The 18217-nt window shown below is 67.5% G+C and carries 20 protein-coding genes; 9 read left to right on the top strand and 11 right to left on the bottom strand.

The features are described from left to right. Nucleotides 1-131: 131 nt before the first annotated feature. From rplT to D4766_RS08480, 7 genes are all read right to left on the bottom strand, one after another. Entirely contained in the window at nt 132-491 is a 360-nt protein-coding gene (gene rplT, locus D4766_RS08510; protein ID WP_120717072.1) for a 50S ribosomal protein L20, read from the bottom strand. A gap of 14 nt (nt 492-505) precedes the next feature. Next, the gene (gene rpmI, locus D4766_RS08505) at nt 506-709 is read right to left on the bottom strand and encodes a 50S ribosomal protein L35 (protein ID WP_067676085.1); all 204 of its coding nucleotides are present in this window, start codon (nt 707-709) and stop codon (nt 506-508) included. 123 nt (nt 710-832) lie between these two features. Beyond that, the gene (locus tag D4766_RS08500) at nt 833-1231 is read right to left on the bottom strand and encodes a gamma-glutamylcyclotransferase family protein (protein WP_162935713.1); all 399 of its coding nucleotides are present in this window, start codon (nt 1229-1231) and stop codon (nt 833-835) included. Then, nucleotides 1228-1986 (bottom strand): SDR family NAD(P)-dependent oxidoreductase, encoded by a 759-nt coding sequence (locus tag D4766_RS08495; RefSeq protein WP_120717070.1) that lies wholly within the window; start codon nt 1984-1986, stop codon nt 1228-1230. The genes D4766_RS08500 and D4766_RS08495 overlap by 4 nt, the downstream gene beginning before the upstream one ends. Before the next feature lie 25 nt (nt 1987-2011). Further along, nucleotides 2012-4012, bottom strand: coding sequence for a sulfatase-like hydrolase/transferase (locus D4766_RS08490; protein ID WP_120717069.1), 2001 nt, complete (start codon nt 4010-4012; stop codon nt 2012-2014). Nucleotides 4013-4055: 43 nt separating this feature from the next. Then, nucleotides 4056-4838 (bottom strand): inositol monophosphatase family protein, encoded by a 783-nt coding sequence (locus D4766_RS08485; RefSeq protein ID WP_120717068.1) that lies wholly within the window; start codon nt 4836-4838, stop codon nt 4056-4058. Nucleotides 4839-4853: 15 nt separating this feature from the next. Continuing rightward, entirely contained in the window at nt 4854-5789 is a 936-nt protein-coding gene (locus D4766_RS08480; RefSeq protein WP_120717067.1) for a ribose-phosphate pyrophosphokinase, read from the bottom strand. A 760-nt stretch (nt 5790-6549) separates the two neighbouring features. Between D4766_RS08480 and D4766_RS08470 the strand changes: the two genes are divergently transcribed. Then, nucleotides 6550-7014: a hypothetical protein gene (locus D4766_RS08470; protein ID WP_120717065.1), complete on the top strand. Its 465-nt coding sequence runs from the start codon at nt 6550-6552 to the stop codon at nt 7012-7014. Between the two features lie 50 nt (nt 7015-7064). Here D4766_RS08470 and glpX read toward each other — a convergent pair whose 3' ends face one another. Continuing rightward, nucleotides 7065-8081 carry a class II fructose-bisphosphatase gene (glpX, locus tag D4766_RS08465; protein ID WP_120717064.1) on the bottom strand — a complete coding sequence of 339 codons (1017 nt, stop codon included), beginning with the start codon at nt 8079-8081 and terminating at the stop codon, nt 7065-7067. 145 nt (nt 8082-8226) lie between these two features. Here glpX and D4766_RS08460 point away from each other — a divergent pair, with 145 nt between their 5' ends. Both D4766_RS08460 and D4766_RS08455 read left to right on the top strand, forming a co-directional pair. Continuing rightward, the gene (locus tag D4766_RS08460) at nt 8227-8616 is read left to right on the top strand and encodes a hypothetical protein (protein WP_120717063.1); all 390 of its coding nucleotides are present in this window, start codon (nt 8227-8229) and stop codon (nt 8614-8616) included. Beyond that, nucleotides 8613-9101, top strand: a complete 489-nt coding sequence (locus D4766_RS08455; protein ID WP_120717062.1) for a hypothetical protein — start codon at nt 8613-8615, stop codon at nt 9099-9101. The genes D4766_RS08460 and D4766_RS08455 overlap by 4 nt, the downstream gene beginning before the upstream one ends. On the opposite strand, the gene D4766_RS08450 is transcribed toward D4766_RS08455, so the two are convergent. Both D4766_RS08450 and D4766_RS08445 read right to left on the bottom strand, forming a co-directional pair. Next, a complete protein-coding gene (locus D4766_RS08450) occupies nt 9085-10410 on the bottom strand; it encodes a homoserine dehydrogenase (protein ID WP_120717061.1) in 1326 nt (441 codons plus the stop codon). The genes D4766_RS08455 and D4766_RS08450 overlap by 17 nt on opposite strands. Nucleotides 10411-10489: 79 nt before the next feature. Further along, complete coding sequence (locus tag D4766_RS08445) at nt 10490-11290, bottom strand: hypothetical protein (protein WP_234024750.1); 801 nt, start codon at nt 11288-11290, stop codon at nt 10490-10492. Between the two features lie 420 nt (nt 11291-11710). On the opposite strand from D4766_RS08445, the gene D4766_RS08440 reads away from it, so the two are divergent. The 6 genes from D4766_RS08440 to D4766_RS08415 all read left to right on the top strand — a co-directional run bounded on the left by D4766_RS08440 (nt 11711) and on the right by D4766_RS08415 (nt 15539). Continuing rightward, complete coding sequence (locus D4766_RS08440) at nt 11711-12400, top strand: energy transducer TonB (RefSeq protein WP_120717059.1); 690 nt, start codon at nt 11711-11713, stop codon at nt 12398-12400. A gap of 45 nt (nt 12401-12445) precedes the next feature. After that, nucleotides 12446-13258 (top strand): MotA/TolQ/ExbB proton channel family protein, encoded by an 813-nt coding sequence (locus D4766_RS08435; protein ID WP_120717058.1) that lies wholly within the window; start codon nt 12446-12448, stop codon nt 13256-13258. An 83-nt stretch (nt 13259-13341) separates the two neighbouring features. Next, nucleotides 13342-13875, top strand: a complete 534-nt coding sequence (locus D4766_RS08430; protein WP_194955752.1) for an ExbD/TolR family protein — start codon at nt 13342-13344, stop codon at nt 13873-13875. Between the two features lie 44 nt (nt 13876-13919). Next, nucleotides 13920-14354: an ExbD/TolR family protein gene (locus tag D4766_RS08425; RefSeq protein WP_120717056.1), complete on the top strand. Its 435-nt coding sequence runs from the start codon at nt 13920-13922 to the stop codon at nt 14352-14354. 182 nt (nt 14355-14536) lie between these two features. Next, complete coding sequence (locus D4766_RS08420) at nt 14537-15016, top strand: ExbD/TolR family protein (RefSeq protein ID WP_120717055.1); 480 nt, start codon at nt 14537-14539, stop codon at nt 15014-15016. A gap of 76 nt (nt 15017-15092) precedes the next feature. Next, nucleotides 15093-15539 (top strand): ExbD/TolR family protein, encoded by a 447-nt coding sequence (locus D4766_RS08415; RefSeq protein ID WP_162935712.1) that lies wholly within the window; start codon nt 15093-15095, stop codon nt 15537-15539. Here the strand turns inward: D4766_RS08415 and D4766_RS08410 are convergent. Further along, nucleotides 15533-17995 (bottom strand): ligase-associated DNA damage response DEXH box helicase, encoded by a 2463-nt coding sequence (locus D4766_RS08410; protein WP_120717053.1) that lies wholly within the window; start codon nt 17993-17995, stop codon nt 15533-15535. The genes D4766_RS08415 and D4766_RS08410 overlap by 7 nt on opposite strands. Between the last annotated feature and the right edge of the window lie 222 nt (nt 17996-18217).

Below are 18217 nucleotides of genomic sequence, written 5' to 3'. Positions count from 1 at the left end.
ATTGCGACCCGAAGGACCCGTTCTTGTATGTTTTGGACGCTATGCACGGTCCGCGCTTACGTCAAGGGCGCCGCGAGCGAATGCCCACGGCGCCCTGAATGTCGTGCAACAGTCGTGCGACCGCTACCGGATCAGTTCGGCAGGGCGGCCTTCGCCTGCGCTATGATCGCACCGAAGGCGGCGCCTTCGTTCATCGCGATGTCGGCCATGACCTTGCGATCGAGTTCGATACCGGCGAGCTTCGCGCCGTGCATGAACTGCGAATAGGTCAGGCCCTCGGCGCGGACCGCCGCGTTGATGCGCTGGATCCACAGGGCGCGGAAGCTGCGCTTCTTCACCTTGCGGTCGCGATAGGCGTACTGGCCGGCCTTCTCGACCGCCTGCCGCGCGACGCGGATGGTGTTCTTGCGGCGACCGCGATAGCCCTTGGCCTGGTCGAGAATCCGCTTGTGCTTGGCGCGGGTGGTTACACCCCTTTTGACGCGTGCCATCTGTCAGTACTCCCTCAATCGAGCCCGTAGGGCGCCCACTTCTTGATCGTGCGCGCATCGGCGTCGGCGATCACGGTGGTCCCGCGGTTCTGGCGGATGTACTTGGCGTTGTGGCTGATCAGGCGGTGGCGCTTACCGGCGACACCGTGCTTGACCTTGCCCGTGGCGGTGAGCTTGAAGCGCTTCTTGACGCCGCTCTTGGTCTTCATCTTGGGCATTTCGTCTCCTTTCGGGGACACGCATGAACCAGCCCTGGCAGCCCTAGATAGCCAGGCCGACTCTGAATCACGTGTCGGTGAAGGCGGCGCCACTAGGCGATGCGGGCACCAAAGGCAACCCGTTCAGTGCCCGATGGGGGCAAGGCCGCTGCCGGCCAGCCAGCGCGCGAAGTCGCCGTCGGGGATCGGCTCCAGCCCGTCCGTGTCCGAAACCCATACATACGCTTCGGCCGCGACCGCCTCGCCCTCGCACTCCGCGACGATCGGCGAGCGCCGGTAGTCGGCGCCCTCGAATGCGTCGAGCCCGGCAAGGTCGACCGAGCCAGCCTCGTGCAGCATGCCGCGCACCGTGCCCTCGCCCTCGGTCATCGCCGGGTGCGCGCCTTCCGGATCGTCGACCGCATACAGCGTGCCGCGCGCGGTCGCGGGGCGGCCGGGGCCGATACCGGCGAGCAGGCGCTGCACGCGCGGCGGGGCGATATCGGCGATCAGCACGCCGTAGAAGAACAAGGGCCGCCTCATGCGTCGTAGATCATCTTCACGGTCATTCCTCCGTCCACCACGATCCGCTGCCCGGTCACGAAACCCGCCCCGGCCAGCCATTCGATCGCCTTGGCGATATCCTCGGGACGGCCCACCCGGCCCGCCGGATGCTGCTCGCGCGCCGTCTTCGAATGGTCGGGATCGGTGCGCGCGGCTTCCTTCTGCCATGGGCCGGTCTCGATCCAGCCGGGCAGCACGGCGTTGACGCGCACCGCCGGGCCGAGGGTCACGGCCATCGCGTGGGTCAGCGCATCGAGCCCGCCCTTCGCGGCGGCATAGGCGAAGGTCTCGGGCTCGCTCATCAGCGCACGGGTGCTCGACACGTTAACCACGCTCGCGGCTTCGGCCCGCCGCAGCAGCGGCAGCGCCGCGCGGCTGCACAGGAACGCAGCAGTCAGGCTCGCGTCGATCCACCGCTGCCAGTCGGCAAGCGCGAGGTCTTCAAGCGGTCCGCAATACGGGTCCGCTATCCCGGCGTTGTTGACGAGGACCGAGAGCGGGTCGTCACCTAGCCACTTGCCCATCCGCTCGAACGCGCGCTTCACCTGCGTTTCCTTGCCCACGTCGCAGCGCACGGTCAGGCAGCGGTCCTTCGGCAGCAGGTCCGCCAATTCGGCCAGCGCGTCGGCATCGGTGTCGAGCACGGCGACCCGCCAGCCGAGACCATGGAAGTGGAGCGCGGTCGCGCGGCCGATGCCCGCCCCGCCGCCGGTGATTGCGATGGCCTTGTCCATGCCGCCCCAACGCCGGGGCAGCGCCCTAGTGCCCGGCGGTTTTCCCGCGCAGATGGTCGCGCCAACGTTCGGACCCCCAGCGTGCGACCACGGAATCGACGCGCGCCTTGTCCGCTTTGCCGAGCGAGGCGTAAGTCGCGCAGCGGCCCTGTTCGCGGAAGCAGGCCTCGCCGGTATCGAGGCGCAAACTGGTGAGCCGCCCGCCCGGTTCGGCGAGCCCGATCGCCGTCGGAGAGGCGAGCGCGCCGACGTGCATGAAGGGCGGCACCGTCACCGCAGGTGGCTTGCCGCCCCTGATAGCTGCCGCCAGGATCGCGCGGTAATCGGCGAGCCCGATGGGGCCCGGTGGCAGCATGCCGGGCCGGTTCACGGCGAGCAGGGTGCGGAATTGCTCCGCATCGATTACGTGACCGTGGCCGAGGAAGCCGCCCTCGAACAGCTCCTCCCCGTGGTCGCCGGTGACGATCAGGATCGTGTCGTTCCAGACGTCCATGGCTTTCAGCCGGGCGACGAGTTCGCCCAGCCAGCGGTCGGCATTCGCCACCGCGTTCCAGTATGTGTCGCGAACGCGGGCGGCATTGGCAGCGGTAATGTCGCCGCGCGGCAGCGGGTCGTCCGTCAGCCGGCGATCGACGCCGGGATGGTCGTAGGGGAAATGCGGCGACTGGAAATTGAAGTAGGCGAAATGCGGCTTCGCGGCCCAGTCCTCGCGGCCCAGCGTCCGGTCGAACGCACCGAGCAGGTGGCTCTCGTCGACGAGCAGGCTGCCTTGCGCGGCGAAGTCGAAGGCGCGCTTGTCGCGCAGCGTCTCGGCATCGACGTAGACATCGGCGCTGTCCCGCATCCCGACGGTTTTCGAAATGCCGCCGAAGTCCTCCGGCTGGCCCGAGAACACCCCGATGCGATAGCCGCTGGCCTTGAGATCGCGCAGAAGAGAGGGGTCGCCCTCGTGCGGGGCGAGCGCGCCGGAAAACAGCGACTTGAGGCTCTCCGTCGTGAAACCGACGTGGCTGTAGGCCGGCGCGGCGGCGCCCGCGGCAGCCAGCGCCTCGAGATGGGGCGCAACAGGCTGTCCGTTCAAACGCTTGCCGAGCACGTCCCCGCGTGTCGATTCGAACACCACGACCACGACGTTGGGCCGCCGCCCGGTGAACAGTTGCGGGCCGAGCGGGGCGGCCAGCGGAACCAGCGCGAGGTCCCCGCCGTAGCCGTCTTCGTCGATCCCGTTGCCCGGCACGTCGAGCGCCAGTGGATGGCGCGCGGCGTCGAAGGGCGCGCCGTCGTGCTGGATGCCGAACAGCCCGTATCCGTCGCGGTCGAAATCGGTCGCGAGGTCGAGCGCGCCGGTCAGCGTGCCCCACGCCAGCGTCCGCTGCAGGGCATAGGCCGCGTCGCCCCCTCCGCGCGGAATCGCGATGGCGAGCGCAAGGAATGCGGCGACGATCGCGACCCGGATACGCCGGCTCGGCCCGGTCGGGCGCGGCAGGTCCGCCGGAACGATGCGCGCGACGAATTTCGCCGCGATCCACGCCGCGATCCCGAGTGCCGCGAGTGCCGTCAGGCCGAGGCCGATCTCGCTCGAGGAGTAAAGCAGCGCATCGACGAGACTTCCCCCGCCGAGCTGCTTCATCAGCGCAAAGCCCATCGCGTCGCTGAAATACGCCGCCAGCTGGTACTTCGCGGCAAGGACGCCGGCGAACAGCGCACCGTTCAGCAGCGCGAAGACGAATGCGGGGGCCCACCCGGCACGCCCCCGGGTCAGGCGGAGGGCGAGGGACCAGCCGGCGAGCCCGACGATTGCCATCGCAGCGGCATACCCCGCGACGAACTGCACCCGCTCGCCGAAAGTATCGGCTGCGCGGCTCGTCCCGAAACCGCCGGTGAACAGGCCGAACTTGCGATCGGCGAGCAACAGTTCGAGGGCAGCGACGGCCAGCGTCACCGCGAGCGGCACCCATGCGAGCAGTCGCGCCCATGGCAGGCGCAGGCCGTTCGTCCGCGGCGGTTCGATAGCATGGGTAGCCATGCGCGCCTGTCTAGCGCGTGCGGTTTAGGATAAAGCTAACGCGTCAGTGCCCGCAGGCGAGCGCCTCGATCACGTCGTCCAGCCGGGCGGGATCGCCCAGTGCGATGACGTGGCCTTCCGATGCGGCGTGCAGCGGTTCGCCGTTCCAGTCGGCCATCGTCCCGCCCGCGCCCTCCACCACCGGGACCAGCGCGGCGAAGTCGTAGAGCTTCAATCCGCTTTCGCAGACAAGGTCGATCTGGCCCGACGCGAGAAGGCCGTAATTGTAGCAGTCGCCGCCCCAGATCATCCGCTTGTGCGCGCTCTTGGCCGCCAGCGCCATGAAGTGCTCGGCCGAATGGTCGTCGAAATATTGCGGCCCGGTGCTGGCGAGCACCGCCTGGGCGAGGTCGCGGCAGGGGCGGGTGCGCACCTCGGCGCCGTTGAAGGTGGTGGGCCGCCCCGCCGCGCCGACCCAGCGTTCGCCGCCGATCGGCTGGTCGATCACGCCGAGCACCGGAAACCCGTCGCGCAGGAGGGCGATGAGCGTGCCGAAGATCGGGCGGCCCGCGGCGAAGCTGACCGTCCCGTCGATGGGGTCGAGCACCCAAGTCCGGCTCGCGCCCTCGCGCTCGTTTCCGAACTCCTCGCCCACGATCCCGTCGCGCGGCGCCTCGGCGGCGAGGATGCGGCGCATCGCGTCTTCCGCCGCGCGGTCTGCCAGCGTGACGGGCGAGGCATCGTCCTTCGCCTCCAGCCCGATCTCCCCGCGCCAGAACGGGCGGATCGCCGCCCCCGCCGCATCGGCGAGCCGGTGCGCGAGGGCGATGTCGGTGTCCATGCTCATGCCTGCCCGCCCCAGTCAGTCGAACAGCGAGCTGACCGAGCTTTCGTCGGCGATGCGGCGCACGGCCTCGCCGATCAGCGGGGCGATGGTGAGCGTGCGGATGCGGTTGCTGTCGGTCACCGAGTCGGTCGCGCGAATCGTATCGGTGATGACGAGTTCTTCCAGCGCGGAACCGTCGACCCGCGCTACCGCGCCGCCCGACAGCACGCCGTGGGTAATGTAGGCGGTGACCGATGCGGCGCCATCGTCGAGCAGCGCCTGCGCCGCGTTGCACAGGGTGCCGCCCGAATCGATGATGTCGTCGATGAGGATGCAATGCATCCCGCTCACTTCGCCGATGATGTTCATCACCTCGGACGAACCCGGCTTGTCGCGGCGCTTGTCGACGATCGCGAGCGGCACGTTGTCGAGCCGCTTGGCGAGCGCGCGGGCGCGCACCACGCCGCCAACGTCGGGCGAGACGACCATCAGGTCGCGGCTGCCGTAGCGCGCCTGGATGTCCGCCGCCATCGTCGGCGCGGCAAACAGGTTGTCGGTCGGGATGTCGAAGAAGCCCTGGATCTGGCCGGCGTGGAGATCGACCGCGAGCACCCGGTCGGCGCCCGCCTCGGTAATGAGGTTGGCGACGAGTTTCGCACTGATCGGCGTGCGCGGGCCGGGCTTCCGGTCCTGCCGGGCGTAGCCGAAGTAGGGGATCACCGCCGTGATCCGCTTGGCGCTGGCACGCTTGCACGCGTCGATGGAGATGAGGAGCTCCATCAGGTTGTCGTTGGCCGGGAAGCTCGTCGACTGGACGATGAACAGGTCCTCGCCGCGCACGTTCTCATGAATCTCGACGAAGATCTCCTCGTCGGCGAAGCGGCGCACCCCGGCATCGACCAGCGGCATCTCGAGATACCCCGCGATCGCACGGGCGAGCGGCAGGTTGGCGTTGCCGGACATGATCTTCATCGGCGGAGGTCCTTGGGGCGGGGAATCGATGGGGGCGGCTTAGCGGCAGGGGCGGGGGATGCAACATGGCTTGACGGCATGTCGCCATACCCGCCACCGCGGGGGTGGAAGGCGACGCCACAAAGGGGATGTCCGGTTACGACCCCGTTGCGGACATCAAACGAAACGCTGCGTTCCGGACAAGAGCAAATGGGCGTAGCCTCAACTCCAGCCGCTTCCTACTCGCTGGGCACCTGCCATGGGAACTTCCGAATGAAAAAATAGCAGACGGCGATCATAACGGCCCAACTGGCTAAGCAATCCAATACGAACAGCCCTTGGACCATACCTCTTGCAGGGAGGTCGGGATTAGAAATGAAATCCGGTTGGCTATAGAGCACGGCCAAGTGCGCGATGCCGAGCGAAACGACGGTGGGCCAATACCAGACCTCGCTGCGAAAGCGCCAGAGTGGGGCTATTGCGAAACCAATAGCCATTGCGCAGCCGGTAACCCAAAAATATTGGCTCTCGTAATCCCGCTCACCAAACGCGATTAGCCCACATAACCACGCGGCAAATGAGCCGAATGTTATGACCACTTTCTTCCACCATCGCATTAGGAATCCGTATCTTCGTCTCCTCAGCATGGAAAGGGCGTGACGGTTTGTTACGTCCGCTTCCCACCCCAATTGCGGAATTTGGGTCACCGGGGCCCCGGCCGCAAAGCCGCCGTCCTCAAAGGACTTTCCTACACCCTCCCACCTGTGGCCTAAGCTCGTCGATGAGCACGCCGCGCGTCCATCGCCTTCGCCGTCGCCCCGGCTGGTTCCGCCCGGTCCCGGTCCGGGCGCGCAATGACGGGTGGAGCGAGGTGCGGCAGTGTGCGTTTCTGGCGCAGCTCTATGTCACCGGGTCGGTCTCCGCGGCGGCGAGAGCCGTGGGGATGAGCCGGGCGAGCGCCTATCGCCTGCGGGCGCGGGCGGGGGCCGAAAGCTTCGCCTTCGCGTGGGACCGGGTGCTCACGCTGCCGGGTTCCGGCCACCCCGGTGCCGCGCGGGAGGACAATCGCAAGGTGACAATGGCGACACTGCTCGCGCGGCTGGAAACGGACCTCTTGAAGCCTGTCATCCATCTGGGTGCGATGACGGGAATCGCGCGAAAGCCTTGCAACCCCACGCTTTTCCGCCTGCTACGCCGGACCCGCACCATGGGCGAAGCGGGATACGATGGGGGGGCCGTGCAGTGATCCCGCCGTATCGAAAAATACGCCCCTTCGGCGTGACAGGGCAGCCCGGATCAGCCCGTCCGGTGCTCGCCCTTGATCCACCGCACCGTGCCCGACGACGCGCGCATCACCACGCTCTCGGTGGTCATCTTGCCCCCGCGCAGGCGCTTCACGCCGTCGAGCAGCGATCCGCTGGTGACGCCGGTGGCGGCGAAGATGCAGTCGCCCTTGGCCAGTTCCTCCAGCTTGTAGATGCGGCCGAAGTCGCTGTCGGGGATGCCCCACTTGCGGGCGCGGGCCTTCTCGTCGTCGTTGCGGAAGACGAGCCGGCCGTTGAACTGGCCGCCGACGCAGCGCAGCGCGGCCGCCGCCAGCACGCCCTCGGGCGCGCCGCCCGAACCCATGTACATGTCGATCGTGGTGTCGGGATCGGTGGTGGCGATCACGCCCGCCACGTCGCCGTCGCCGATCAGCACCACGCCGCAGCCGATCCCGCGCAGTTCGGCGATGAGATCGGCATGGCGCGGCCGGTCGAGCACGCAGACGATGATGTCGGCCGGCTCCACGCCCTTGGCCGCGGCGACCGCCCGCACGTTCTCGGTGGGCGACTTGGCGAGGTCGATCACGCCCTCGGGGTAGCCCGGCCCGATGGCGAGCTTGTCCATGTAGGTATCGGGCGCGTTGAGCAGGCAGCCATGTTCCGCCGCGGCCAGAACGGCCAGCGCGTTGGGCCCGGCCTTGGCGGTGATCGTGGTGCCTTCGAGCGGATCGAGCGCGATGTCGATCTTCGGCCCGCGGCCCGGCGCGCCGCCGACCTTTTCGCCGATGTAGAGCATGGGGGCCTCGTCACGCTCGCCCTCGCCGATGACGACGGTGCCGTCGATCTCGAGGGTATCGAAGGCCTTGCGCATCGCCTCGACCGCTGCGGCGTCGGCGGCCTTCTCGTCGCCGCGCCCGATGAGGGTGCTCGCCGCGATCGCGGCGGCTTCGGTCACGCGGACCAGTTCGAGCACGAGGACACGGTCGAGCACGCTCGACGGCTGGGGTTGGCCCTTGGACGAATGGGGGGACGAAGACGGGTTGTTCATGGGGAATTCAGTCCTGCAGCGGAGTTTGCGGGGTGCCTAGAGAGGGAGTGCGGGATTGTCGAGACAGGCGGCCGGATCGGCCCTCGCCACCGCCATCGCCCTCGCCGCGCCTGCCTCCGCATGGAGCAGGGAGCAATCGACGCCGATGACTGCCGAAGAGGTCTTGGTCCGCGCCAGGGCCGCGCTGTCGGACCCAGCCGAACGCGAACGCCAAGCGAGGCGGCAAGTCCCGGCCTGCCCGCCGCCGAAGGAGGGCGAGGAGATCGTCGTCTGCGCCGAGCGTCCCTTCGATCCGGCAGGGGCCGGGTTCGATCGCGAGCGAGCGGAGCGGGAGTATGCAGCCAAGACGGTCAATCGCGGCAATCCGCGGGCACCGAATCTGGCACCCCCGGCCTGTGGTCCCGGGCTCTTGTGTTTTTCTTTCGGCACCGGCGGACCTCTGCACCGGCCGCTGATCATCGACCTCGCGGCGATTCCCGAAGCGCCGGAAGACTCCGACGCGGCGCGCATCGGACGGGGGGAGAAGGCGCGGTGAAAACCATCGCGCTCGCCGTCGGCGCGATCGCGCTATTTGCCAGCGTCCCCGTCGCTGCGCAGGATGCGCCGACCGGCACCGTCACCGCCGAGGAGGTCATCGCCGATGCGAAGGCCGCCTACGGCCCGCCCGATACCAAGGCCAAGCGCGCGTGTCCCGCACCCAAGCCGGGCGAATCGATAGTGGTTTGCGCGCAGCAGGAGGACCAGTCGCAGTTCCGCGTACAATCGAGCGCTCAGCTCGACCCGACCGGGGCCGGCGCGAAAGACGGCGTTCCCGACGCGCCCGACGTTGCAACCAAATACCCCGGCGTGGTCGTGGCGACCGGCTGTTTCATCCCGCCGTGTCCGCCGCCGATGCCATTGATCATCGACCTTGCCGCCATCCCCGAAGCGCCGCCGGGCTCCGACGCCGACCGGGCCGCCCGCGGGCTCGCCCCGGCGCGGGGCCGCGGCGAGGAGGACGGGGTCACGCCTCCAGGATAGGCATGACCAGCGGCCGCGCGGTCAGGCTGGGCGATCCGTCAAGCAACTCGGTCGCCTTGTCGACGCACCGTTCGGGCCCCTCGTGTGTGACCATCGCCACCAGCACGTTGCCGTGCGAGTCGGGCTGGCCGTGCTGGATGAAGCTTTCGATCGAGACCCCCGCATCGCGCATCGCGGCGGTAATCTCGGCCAGCACGCCGGTGCGGTCTGCCACGGTGAAGCGGATGTAGCTGCGCCCGGTGCGCGCGCCCGCATCGGCGGGATCGGCCGCGACGAGATCGGCGACCGGGACCGAGAACGGACAGCCCGTGCCCGCCCTGCTCTCCATGCCGCGCGCGATGTCGATGAGGTCGGCGACCACCGCGCTCGCCGTCGGCCCGTCGCCCGCGCCCGCTCCCTGAAACAGCAACCGGCCTGAGAAATTGCCTTCCGCGACGACCGCATTGGTCGGCCCGTCGACATGGGCGAGCGGATGATCCTGCGGGACGAGGCACGGGCGCACGCGCTGGAGCAGCCGGGGCGCCCCCGCGCCGGTCGCCTCCACGTCGGCCTCGCCCACCAGCCGGATGACGAAGCCCAGATCGCGGGCACGCGCGATGTCGGCCGCACGCACCCGAGCGATGCCGTCGCAGGCCACGGTGGCGAGGTCGAGCCGGATGCCGAACGCCAGCGCGGCAAGGATCGCCAGCTTGTGGCCTGCATCGATGCCTTCGATGTCGAGCGTGGGGTCGGCTTCGGCGAACCCCCTCGCCTGCGCTTCGGCCAGCACGTCGGCAAAATCGCGGCCCGTGTCCTCCATCGTCGAAAGGATGAAGTTGCAAGTGCCGTTGAGAATGCCCTGCACGCGGGTGAGCGCGTTTGCCGCAGCCCCTTCGCGCAGGCCCTTGATGACCGGGATACCGCCCGCCACCGCGGCCTCGAACCTGAGGGGGACGCCGGCGCGCTCGGCGGCCTCGGCCAACGCGAGCCCGTGGTGCGCGATCATCGCCTTGTTCGCGGTCACGAGAGCCTTGCGCCCCGCCAGCGTGTTGCGCGCGAGCGTCAGCGCCGGACCGTCCGCACCGCCGACCAGCTCGACCACGGCGTCGACGTCGTCGCGGGCGGCCATCGCGGTCATGTCGTCGCACCAGGCGAAGCGGCCGAGATCGATGCCGCGATCCTTCGACCGATCGCGCGCGCTCACCGCCACCACCTCGATCGGCCGGCCGGCCCGCGCCTCGACGAGCGCGGCGTTGGTATCGAGCAGACGAACGACGCCCGCCCCCACGGTCCCCACGCCCGCCAGCGCCACGCGAAGCGGCGCGCTCATCGCCGTGTACCCATCTTCAAGTCCTCCAGTCGGAGGCCGCTCCTAGGTCAGAGCGCTTCGATGGACCAAGAAAGAGATACTATCGCGAAGCCACGGGGGCGGCTGCGAAGCTGCGCGGACACGATCCGAGCTCGCGCATCACGAACGCGTAGTCGGCGGTCGCCCGGGCCCGGTCGGCAGGCGCGCTGGCGAGATTGGCCTGCGACGGGAGAGCCGCCGGCAGGAAGCAGGCGAGGCGGTACCAGGCCAGCGTATCGCGCGCGGGCGGACGCGCCGCCTGGTCCACGATCTCGGAGAACGACACACCCCACACCGGCGCCATGCTCGGCCGCCGGACGACGGTCAGCGATACCGGATCGCCGCTTCGGGTCGACAGGAACACCTGCGTCTCGGATTCGCCGGCGAGCGTGCCGGGCACCGACAGCGCATCGCGCACCCCGGTCACCGCGGGCGGGGCGTCGGCGGCCGCGAGCTCGCCCAGAATGGGACGCAACCGCGCCTCGAGCGCCGGGGTCCACGGCAGCTGCGCCTGCGGGCCGACGAGTTGCAATTCGCCGGGCTTCCCGCGCACGGTGCGCCCGAACAGGACGACTTCCGCTTTCTTCAGCTTTGGCACCTTGCCCCGCGCATCGAGCGGCACGTCGACGAGGTACCGAAGCGATTCGCCTAGCGGTGCGTTGCCGGCGATCAGCGCGACTGTTTCGGCTTCGACATAGATGCGCGCATGGTTTGGGGCGACCGAAGCGGCGCGTTCGGCCGGAACCGTGATCGCCTTCCGGATCTTCGCGTGGACGACCAGATCGGCCGCATCCGACAGGTCGGCGAGGTCGGCATAGGTGGGCGCGCCGGCGGCGGTGACGGCACTCTGACCTTGCGCCAATCCCGCTGCTGCGAGGGATAGGGCAAGACCGGCGAGAACGCCGCGGGCGCAAATGGAAAATGGGTGCTGTGTCATAACGGGCGCCTCGCTAGAGCCTGACGGAACGAATGGAAACCATCTCGCATAGTTTGCCGTTTGAGCGGTCGAGGACTGAATTGGCAGTTAACCGTAAAAGCGTTTGCTTGGGGTTTCCTGTCCGGTTAAGGCCTTGCATGTCCGGCTATCATAAAAGCAACAACCGGACAGGCCCGCGGCCGGGTCATCGGGGATCCGGCGTTGGCTTCGGCCGTCGCGATCGATGGGCCGGCAGGGTGGAATTTTGGGATTGCGTGGGGCGCGGCGAGATCGATTCGCGCCGACCCCTCGCGTTGTTCGACCGGGTGCGCAGACCTGGTTCTGACGATGGAGTGATGCGACTGAATGGCCTACGCTGACCAACAGATGAGTTCCAATCGCATTATCGCGATTGTCATCGTTGCCCTGATTCACGTCGCCATCGGATACGCGCTCGTGACGGGGCTCGCCTACTCGGCGATCAAAAAAGCCGTCGAACGCGTAACGACGGTGGACATCGAGGAGCCGCCGCCGCCGCCCGAGGACGAGCCGCCGCCGCCCGAGCAGCCGAAGGAAGTGGCGCCGCCGCCTCCGGTCGCGCCGCCGCCGCCGATCAACATTGCGCCGGCACCGCCGCCGATCCAGACCCAGCCGACGATCCCGCCGCCCGCACCGCCGGTGCTGCGCGTGCCGCCGCCGGCCCCCGTCGCGCCGCCCCCGCCGCCGCCGGCACCCCCGCCGCCCCCGCCGCCTCCGGCCGTCGCGAAGCCCGCGACCGTTCGCGGCAGCCCCGGCAGCTGGCTGTCGGATTCGGACTACCGCTCGTCGTGGATCAACTCCGAATACTCGGGCACGGTCAGTTTCGCGCTCCGCGTCGGAGCCAATGGACAGGTCGAATCGTGCAACGTGACAGGCGGCAGCGCGCCGCAGCCGCTGAAGGATGCGACATGCTCGCTCATTCAGCGCCGCGCCCGCTTCAATCCGGCCACGGACACGACCGGCGCCAAGGTCGGCAGCAATTACAGCAACACGGTGCGGTGGCAGATTCCGGAGTAACTCCGGGCTGTTCCAAATTTCAATTTCCTTGAGAGGACTTCGCTAATGTACATTGAACTTCTCGCTGCGGCGGCAAACGGCACGGCCGCTCCGGCCAACCAATTCGGCTTCATCGAAGCGATGGAACAGGGCGGCGTGATCGCCTGGTCGATTTTCGCCATTCTCGTCATCATGTCGGTCGGCTCGTTCTACATCCTCATCACCAAGTGGATCGAACAGCAGAAGATCATGAACCAGTACAAGCAGGTTCGCACGAACTTCTGGCGCGCCAACTCGCTGCGCGAAGGCGCCGGCAAGCTCGACAAGAACAGCGCCTGGCGCCAGCTCGTCGACGACGGTCTGTCGGCCGAGGAATCGCACGGCAAGATGACCGACGCCATGGAAGCGCACGACTGGCTCCACGGCTCGCTCGCCCGTTCGGAAGCGTCGATCAACGCCAAGCTCGCGGGCGGCCTGCCGTTCCTCGCGACCGTGGGTGCGACCGCTCCGTTCGTCGGCCTGCTCGGCACGGTTATCGGCATCTACCGCGCGCTTATCAACATCGGCCTTGCCGGTTCGGCCTCGATCGACAAGGTCGCCGGCCCGGTCGGCGAAGCGCTCATCATGACCGCGATCGGCCTTCTCGTGGCGGTGCCCGCGGTGCTCGCCTACAACTGGCTGCAGGCGCGTAACAAGCGCATCGCCGAGCTGCTCTCGGGCTTCTCGACCGACGTGCTGGCCAACATCAACTCGCGCGGTGCGGTGCGCCCCGCGGTGATGACCGCCACCTCGACGCAGCAGGCCGGCAAGGCCGCCGCAACCGCCCCGGCCTCGCGTCCGGCCGCCGGTACCACGACGACGACCACGACGAAGGCCTGATCGGATACGGATGGGGGGCCGCCCGCCGGCTGCCCCCCGCCCATCCGCAAGAATACGCAAGAACGAGATAGGATAGGAAGCCCATGGCTATTTCCGCAGGCGGCGGTGGAGTCGAGACCCCGATGTCGGACATCAACACCACGCCGCTCGTCGACGTGATGCTGGTTCTCCTGATCATCTTCCTGATTGCGGTTCCGATCGCCATCCAGACGATCGAGAAGCTGAAGATTCCCGTCATGCCTTCGACCGAATCGAAGGACAAGGTGGAGAACCTGCTGCTGACCGTCAGCACGACCGACGATGCCGGCCGCAGCGCGGGTGAACCGGGTTACACCGGCGCTTCGCGGAACGGCCAGTGCCGGGTCTACTTCAACAACACCACCCCGGTCGATTCCAAGGAACTCTACGATCAGTCGTTCGATCGTCTCGACGCAATCGTCCAGGCTGCGGGCGGGCCGGAAGAACTGATGAAGAACCCCGAGGACGTGCCTCAGGTGCACATCCGCGGCGACGTGAACGCGCCGTGGCGCTGCGTCGCGGGAACGATCTACAACGTGCAGGCGGCGGGCTACCCCACCGTCGGCTTCATCTCGAACCCGGTCGATCCGAACGGCTGAGGCCGGACGGTTCGAGACAGACACGAATTCAGGAGTAAACCAGCATGGCAATGTCAGGCGGCAAGGACGATGGCTCGCCGATGATGGAGATGAACACGACGCCGCTGATCGACGTCATGCTCGTGCTCCTGATCATGTTCATCATTACCATTCCGGTGGCTACGCACTCGGTCGACATCGACCTCCCGGTGCCCAACAACACACCGCCGCCGCCGGACATGATCGATCCGATCAAAAACAAGATCGTGCTCAGCCCGACCGACGAGATCCTGTGGAACGGCACCCCGATCAACGACGGGGAACTGGTCCGCAATCTCGAAGCCACCAAGGCGATCACGCCCGAGCCGGAACTGCAGTTCGAACCCGATCAGCAGGCCAGCTACGACCTCTCGATCCGCGTGCTGAACGTGATCAAGGGATCCGGTGTTTCGAAGTTCGGCTTCGTCGGCAACGAGAAGTACCGCGATTTCGCCAAGTAAGCTTCGGGCGCAGGGACATCTCAAGGGGGGCGGAGCAATCCGCCCCCCTTTTTCTTTTGCTGTAAAACCGAGCGTCTCCCACCGGCTTACCTGAGCGCCCTTTCAACAAACCGGGCTTGGGGTTGCAATGCTTGCGAGATAATGTATCATAACGTCCCCGCCTTGATTCAAGGAGGATCGCCATGAGTACATTGACCTGGGCGGCATCGCGCCGGACGTCATCAGTCGAGATCGGGCCGGAACAACCACTCGCAGACATCAACACGACGCCGCTGATCGACGTGCTTCTTGTTCTGCTCGTCATGCTCGTGATCACGATCCCCGCCGCGACGCATTCGCTCGCGGTCGATCTCCCAACTTGCGGAGCGGATTGCGAGGCTGTTTCGGTGGACCCGGTTCGAAACCGGCTGTCGATCGACAACGACGATACACTTCTCTGGAATGGAGCGCCGATAGCGGAAGGCGCCCTCTCGTCCACGCTCGCCGCGACCCGCCGCCTGCCCGTGGAGCCCGAGCTCCAGTTCGCGCCCGCGGCCGGCGCAAGCTACGACGCCGCCGCGCACGCTTTGTCCATCGTGAAGGCCAGCGGGGTGACCAAATTCGGTTTCGTCGGCAACGAAGCCTTCCGGGACTTCCCCCGACCAGCCGCCCGTTCCGACTGAGATGCCCACCGCCCGGACGTCAAGTTTTACGCATCGCCCGGCGTTCGATCACGGACGTCCGATATCGACGCTGGGATTGGCGCCCCTCGCTGGCGTCCTCCTCACGATGACCCTCGTCTTCGCCGCCCTCAGGCCGCCCGTATCGCATGCGCTCCTGGTCAACCTGCCGATACCTGTCCCGCCTGATCACATCGGCGTCCTTTCGCCCGCCTACAACAGGTTGGCGATCGACCGCGACGGCACGGTCCGCTGGAATGGCGAAACCGTCGACCGCATCGAACTGCGCGCCATCCTCCTGCAGACCCACTCGCAGAACCCGCAGCCCACCCTCCTGTTCGACCCGTCCCCGGATGTCGCCTACGCCTCGGCGCTCGCCATACTCGGTATCGTTCGGGAGGCGGGCCTTATCGACCGCTGCTTCCGCTTTGCGGACACCGGACGGTACCGCCGGTTCGAAGCACCACCCGACATACGCGAGTTCCGCTTCCCTTCGCCGCGCACATGCGACGTGGTTGCCTACTGATCGGTGTCTTCGATCCGATCGTCTACCCGCATCGCGGCACTTGCCAGCGTTTCGGCCTCCAACAACAGCTCGTCGTCCGCCGCTCCCTCCGGCATCCGCTCGCGGCCGATCAGCGTCATCACCGGTACCGCCAACGGGCTGACCCGGTCGAGCTCGACGTGGACCAGCTCACTGGCAGCCCGATCGAGCAGGTCCCCCAATCGCCCGATGTCAGTCATCCGCGTGCGCGCATCGGCCCATGCCGCTTCGAGGAGAACATGGTCCGGCTCGTACTTGCGGAGCACATCGTAGATAAGGTCGGTCGAAAAGGTCACCTGCTTGCCGGTTTTCTTCTTTCCCGGATGCTGCCGTTCGACCAGTCCGCCGATCACCGCGACCTCGCGGAATGCACGCCGCAGGAGATGCGAATTCTGCACCCACTCGATGAACTCGTCCTGCAGAATGTCGGGTGAGAGCAGCGGCGCGGGATCTGCGACGGGCTTCACGCTCCACACGGCAAGGCAGTAATCGTTGGCGTTGAAGCCGAGCGGCATCATGCCGCGGTCTTCCATCCGCTTGGTCACGAGCATCCCGAGGCTCTGGTTCGCGTTCCACCCGATGAATGTGTAGTAGACCTGGTACTGCTTCTGCCCGTGCGGGAAGCTCTCCACCAGCAGCGTGCCCGGCCCCGGCATCGACGATCGCCAGTCCTGCACCTCCAGCCATTCGCGCACGTCGTCGGGAAAGCGCGCCCAGCCGCTGCGATCGATCAGCATTTCGCGCACCCGGTCGGCCAGATGCGTCGTGAGTGGCAGGCGCTGCCCGCCATAGCTCGGGATGATCGCCGCCTTGCTGCTGGCGCGAACGGTCAGTTCCATGTCCTTGATCCGCTCGACCTCGAGGTTGATCCCGGCGAACTGGAACGTGTCGCCGGGGCTCAGCGACGCGGCGAAGCGTTCTTCCACCTTGCCGAGCGACCGGCCGTTCTTGAACCGCACGTCGAGCATTTCGCTGTCGACGATGATGCCCGCATTCAATCGGTGCCGCGCCGCGTGCTCGGGATGGGCAAGACGCCAGACCGCATGGCCGGCCTCGCCCTCATCCTTCACGATGCGGCGGAACTTGTCATAGGCTTTCAGGGCATAGCCGCCGGTCGCGACGAAGGTGAGCACGCGCTCCCAGTCCGCCGGCGAGAGCCAGGCATAGGCGAGGCTCGACCGCACCTCGGCGAGCAATTTATCCTCGTCGAACGGTCCGGCGCAGGCGCAGGCCATGACATGCTGAGCCAGCACGTCGAGCCCGCCGGGTCGGAAGTCCTCGCCGTCGCGCTGACCCTCGTCCACCGCTTCCTTGGCGGCGGTCGCTTCGAGGAACTCGAAGCGGTTGCCGGGCACCAGGATCGCGCGGCTGGGCTGGTCGAGCCGGTGGTTGGCGCGGCCGATGCGTTGCAACAGGCGCGAGGACCCCTTGGGCGCGCCCATCTGCACGACGAGGTCGATGTCGCCCCAGTCGATACCGAGATCGAGGCTGGCGGTGGCCACGAGCGCGCGCAGCTCCCCCCGGGCCATCGCCCCCTCCACCTTCCGCCGTGCCTCGGTGCTGAGGGAACCGTGGTGTACGCCGATGGGCAAAGTGTCCTCGTTCGCATCCCACAGGTTCTGGAAGATGTATTCGGCAAGGAACCGCGTGTTGGTAAAGATCAGCGTCGTGCGGTTGCGCTTGATCTCCTCGTAGAGCTGCGGGATGGACCATGTCGCCGCGTGCCCGCCCCACGGCACGCGCTCCTCCTGCGGCAGAAGGATCTCCACTTCGGCCGGGGCACCCGGTTCGCCGATGACGAGGTCGACCGCATCGATTTCCCCCCACGGCGCCAGCCATTCGCGAAACCCTTCCGGATTGGCGAGCGTGGCGCTGAGCGCGGCGCGCTTAAGTCCGGGCGATATGGCCTGCAAGCGACCGAGCGCCAGCGCGAGCAGGTCGCCGCGCTTGCCGGTGGCGAAAGCGTGAATTTCGTCGATGACGATCCGCTTGAGGCCGGCGAACAGCGTCAGGCTGTCGGGATAGCTCAGCAACAGCGACAGGCTCTCGGGTGTGGTGAGCATGACGTGAGGCGGTTTCAGGCGCTGTCGCTTTTTGCGGTCGGACGGGGTGTCACCGCTGCGGGTCTCGACCCGGATCGGCAGGCCCATCTCCTCGATCGGCGCGATGAGGTTGCGCTGGACGTCGTGGGCCAGGGCCTTGAGCGGACTGACGTAGAGCGTGTGAATGCCCTCGCCCGGCACATTCCCGCGGCTGGGGGAGAATGCCGCGAGGGTCGGCAGGAAACCCGCCAGCGTCTTGCCGGCGCCCGTGTCGGCGACGAGCAAGGCATGACGTCCGGCATCGCTGGCGGCGAGCATCTCGGCTTGGTGGCGCCTCACCCGCCAGCCCCGACCCGCGAACCAGTTCTCGATTTCGGGGGGCACGCGATCACTCATCGAAAGGGAAAAGCACGAGACGTTGCAAAGCTCCAGCGGCCCGAAATGCCCTGACGAGCGGCGTCAGTGAACTTCTTGATTTTGTATAGGAAACGTACCGCCCGTGAATGCGCCGAATCGAAATTGCCCTGCGATGAACGGGGAAACCGGAGGTCCGGCCGGTCCGTTGAGCCCATGTAACGAGGCGCGATCCCGGCAATGCTGCCGGCCGAGCGGATCCGC

The organism is Tsuneonella amylolytica (assembly GCF_003626915.1).
In the GTDB taxonomy this organism is placed as follows: Bacteria; Pseudomonadota; Alphaproteobacteria; order Sphingomonadales; family Sphingomonadaceae; genus Tsuneonella; species Tsuneonella amylolytica.
This window is presented reverse-complemented; position numbering and strand designations above follow the sequence as displayed.

Coding starts and splice junctions, on each gene's coding strand:
- rplT (WP_120717072.1), bottom strand. CDS start 491: ATGGCACGCGTCAAAAGGGGTGTAACCACCCGCGCCAAGCACAAGCGG.
- rpmI (WP_067676085.1), bottom strand. CDS start 709: ATGCCCAAGATGAAGACCAAGAGCGGCGTCAAGAAGCGCTTCAAGCTC.
- D4766_RS08500 (WP_162935713.1), bottom strand. CDS start 1,231: ATGAGGCGGCCCTTGTTCTTCTACGGCGTGCTGATCGCCGATATCGCC.
- D4766_RS08495 (WP_120717070.1), bottom strand. CDS start 1,986: ATGGACAAGGCCATCGCAATCACCGGCGGCGGGGCGGGCATCGGCCGC.
- D4766_RS08490 (WP_120717069.1), bottom strand. CDS start 4,012: ATGGCTACCCATGCTATCGAACCGCCGCGGACGAACGGCCTGCGCCTG.
- D4766_RS08485 (WP_120717068.1), bottom strand. CDS start 4,838: ATGAGCATGGACACCGACATCGCCCTCGCGCACCGGCTCGCCGATGCG.
- D4766_RS08480 (WP_120717067.1), bottom strand. CDS start 5,789: ATGAAGATCATGTCCGGCAACGCCAACCTGCCGCTCGCCCGTGCGATC.
- D4766_RS08470 (WP_120717065.1), top strand. CDS start 6,550: ATGAGCACGCCGCGCGTCCATCGCCTTCGCCGTCGCCCCGGCTGGTTC.
- glpX (WP_120717064.1), bottom strand. CDS start 8,081: ATGAACAACCCGTCTTCGTCCCCCCATTCGTCCAAGGGCCAACCCCAG.
- D4766_RS08460 (WP_120717063.1), top strand. CDS start 8,227: ATGACTGCCGAAGAGGTCTTGGTCCGCGCCAGGGCCGCGCTGTCGGAC.
- D4766_RS08450 (WP_120717061.1), bottom strand. CDS start 10,410: ATGAGCGCGCCGCTTCGCGTGGCGCTGGCGGGCGTGGGGACCGTGGGG.
- D4766_RS08440 (WP_120717059.1), top strand. CDS start 11,711: ATGGCCTACGCTGACCAACAGATGAGTTCCAATCGCATTATCGCGATT.
- D4766_RS08435 (WP_120717058.1), top strand. CDS start 12,446: ATGTACATTGAACTTCTCGCTGCGGCGGCAAACGGCACGGCCGCTCCG.
- D4766_RS08430 (WP_194955752.1), top strand. CDS start 13,342: ATGGCTATTTCCGCAGGCGGCGGTGGAGTCGAGACCCCGATGTCGGAC.
- D4766_RS08425 (WP_120717056.1), top strand. CDS start 13,920: ATGGCAATGTCAGGCGGCAAGGACGATGGCTCGCCGATGATGGAGATG.
- D4766_RS08420 (WP_120717055.1), top strand. CDS start 14,537: ATGAGTACATTGACCTGGGCGGCATCGCGCCGGACGTCATCAGTCGAG.
- D4766_RS08410 (WP_120717053.1), bottom strand. CDS start 17,995: ATGAGTGATCGCGTGCCCCCCGAAATCGAGAACTGGTTCGCGGGTCGG.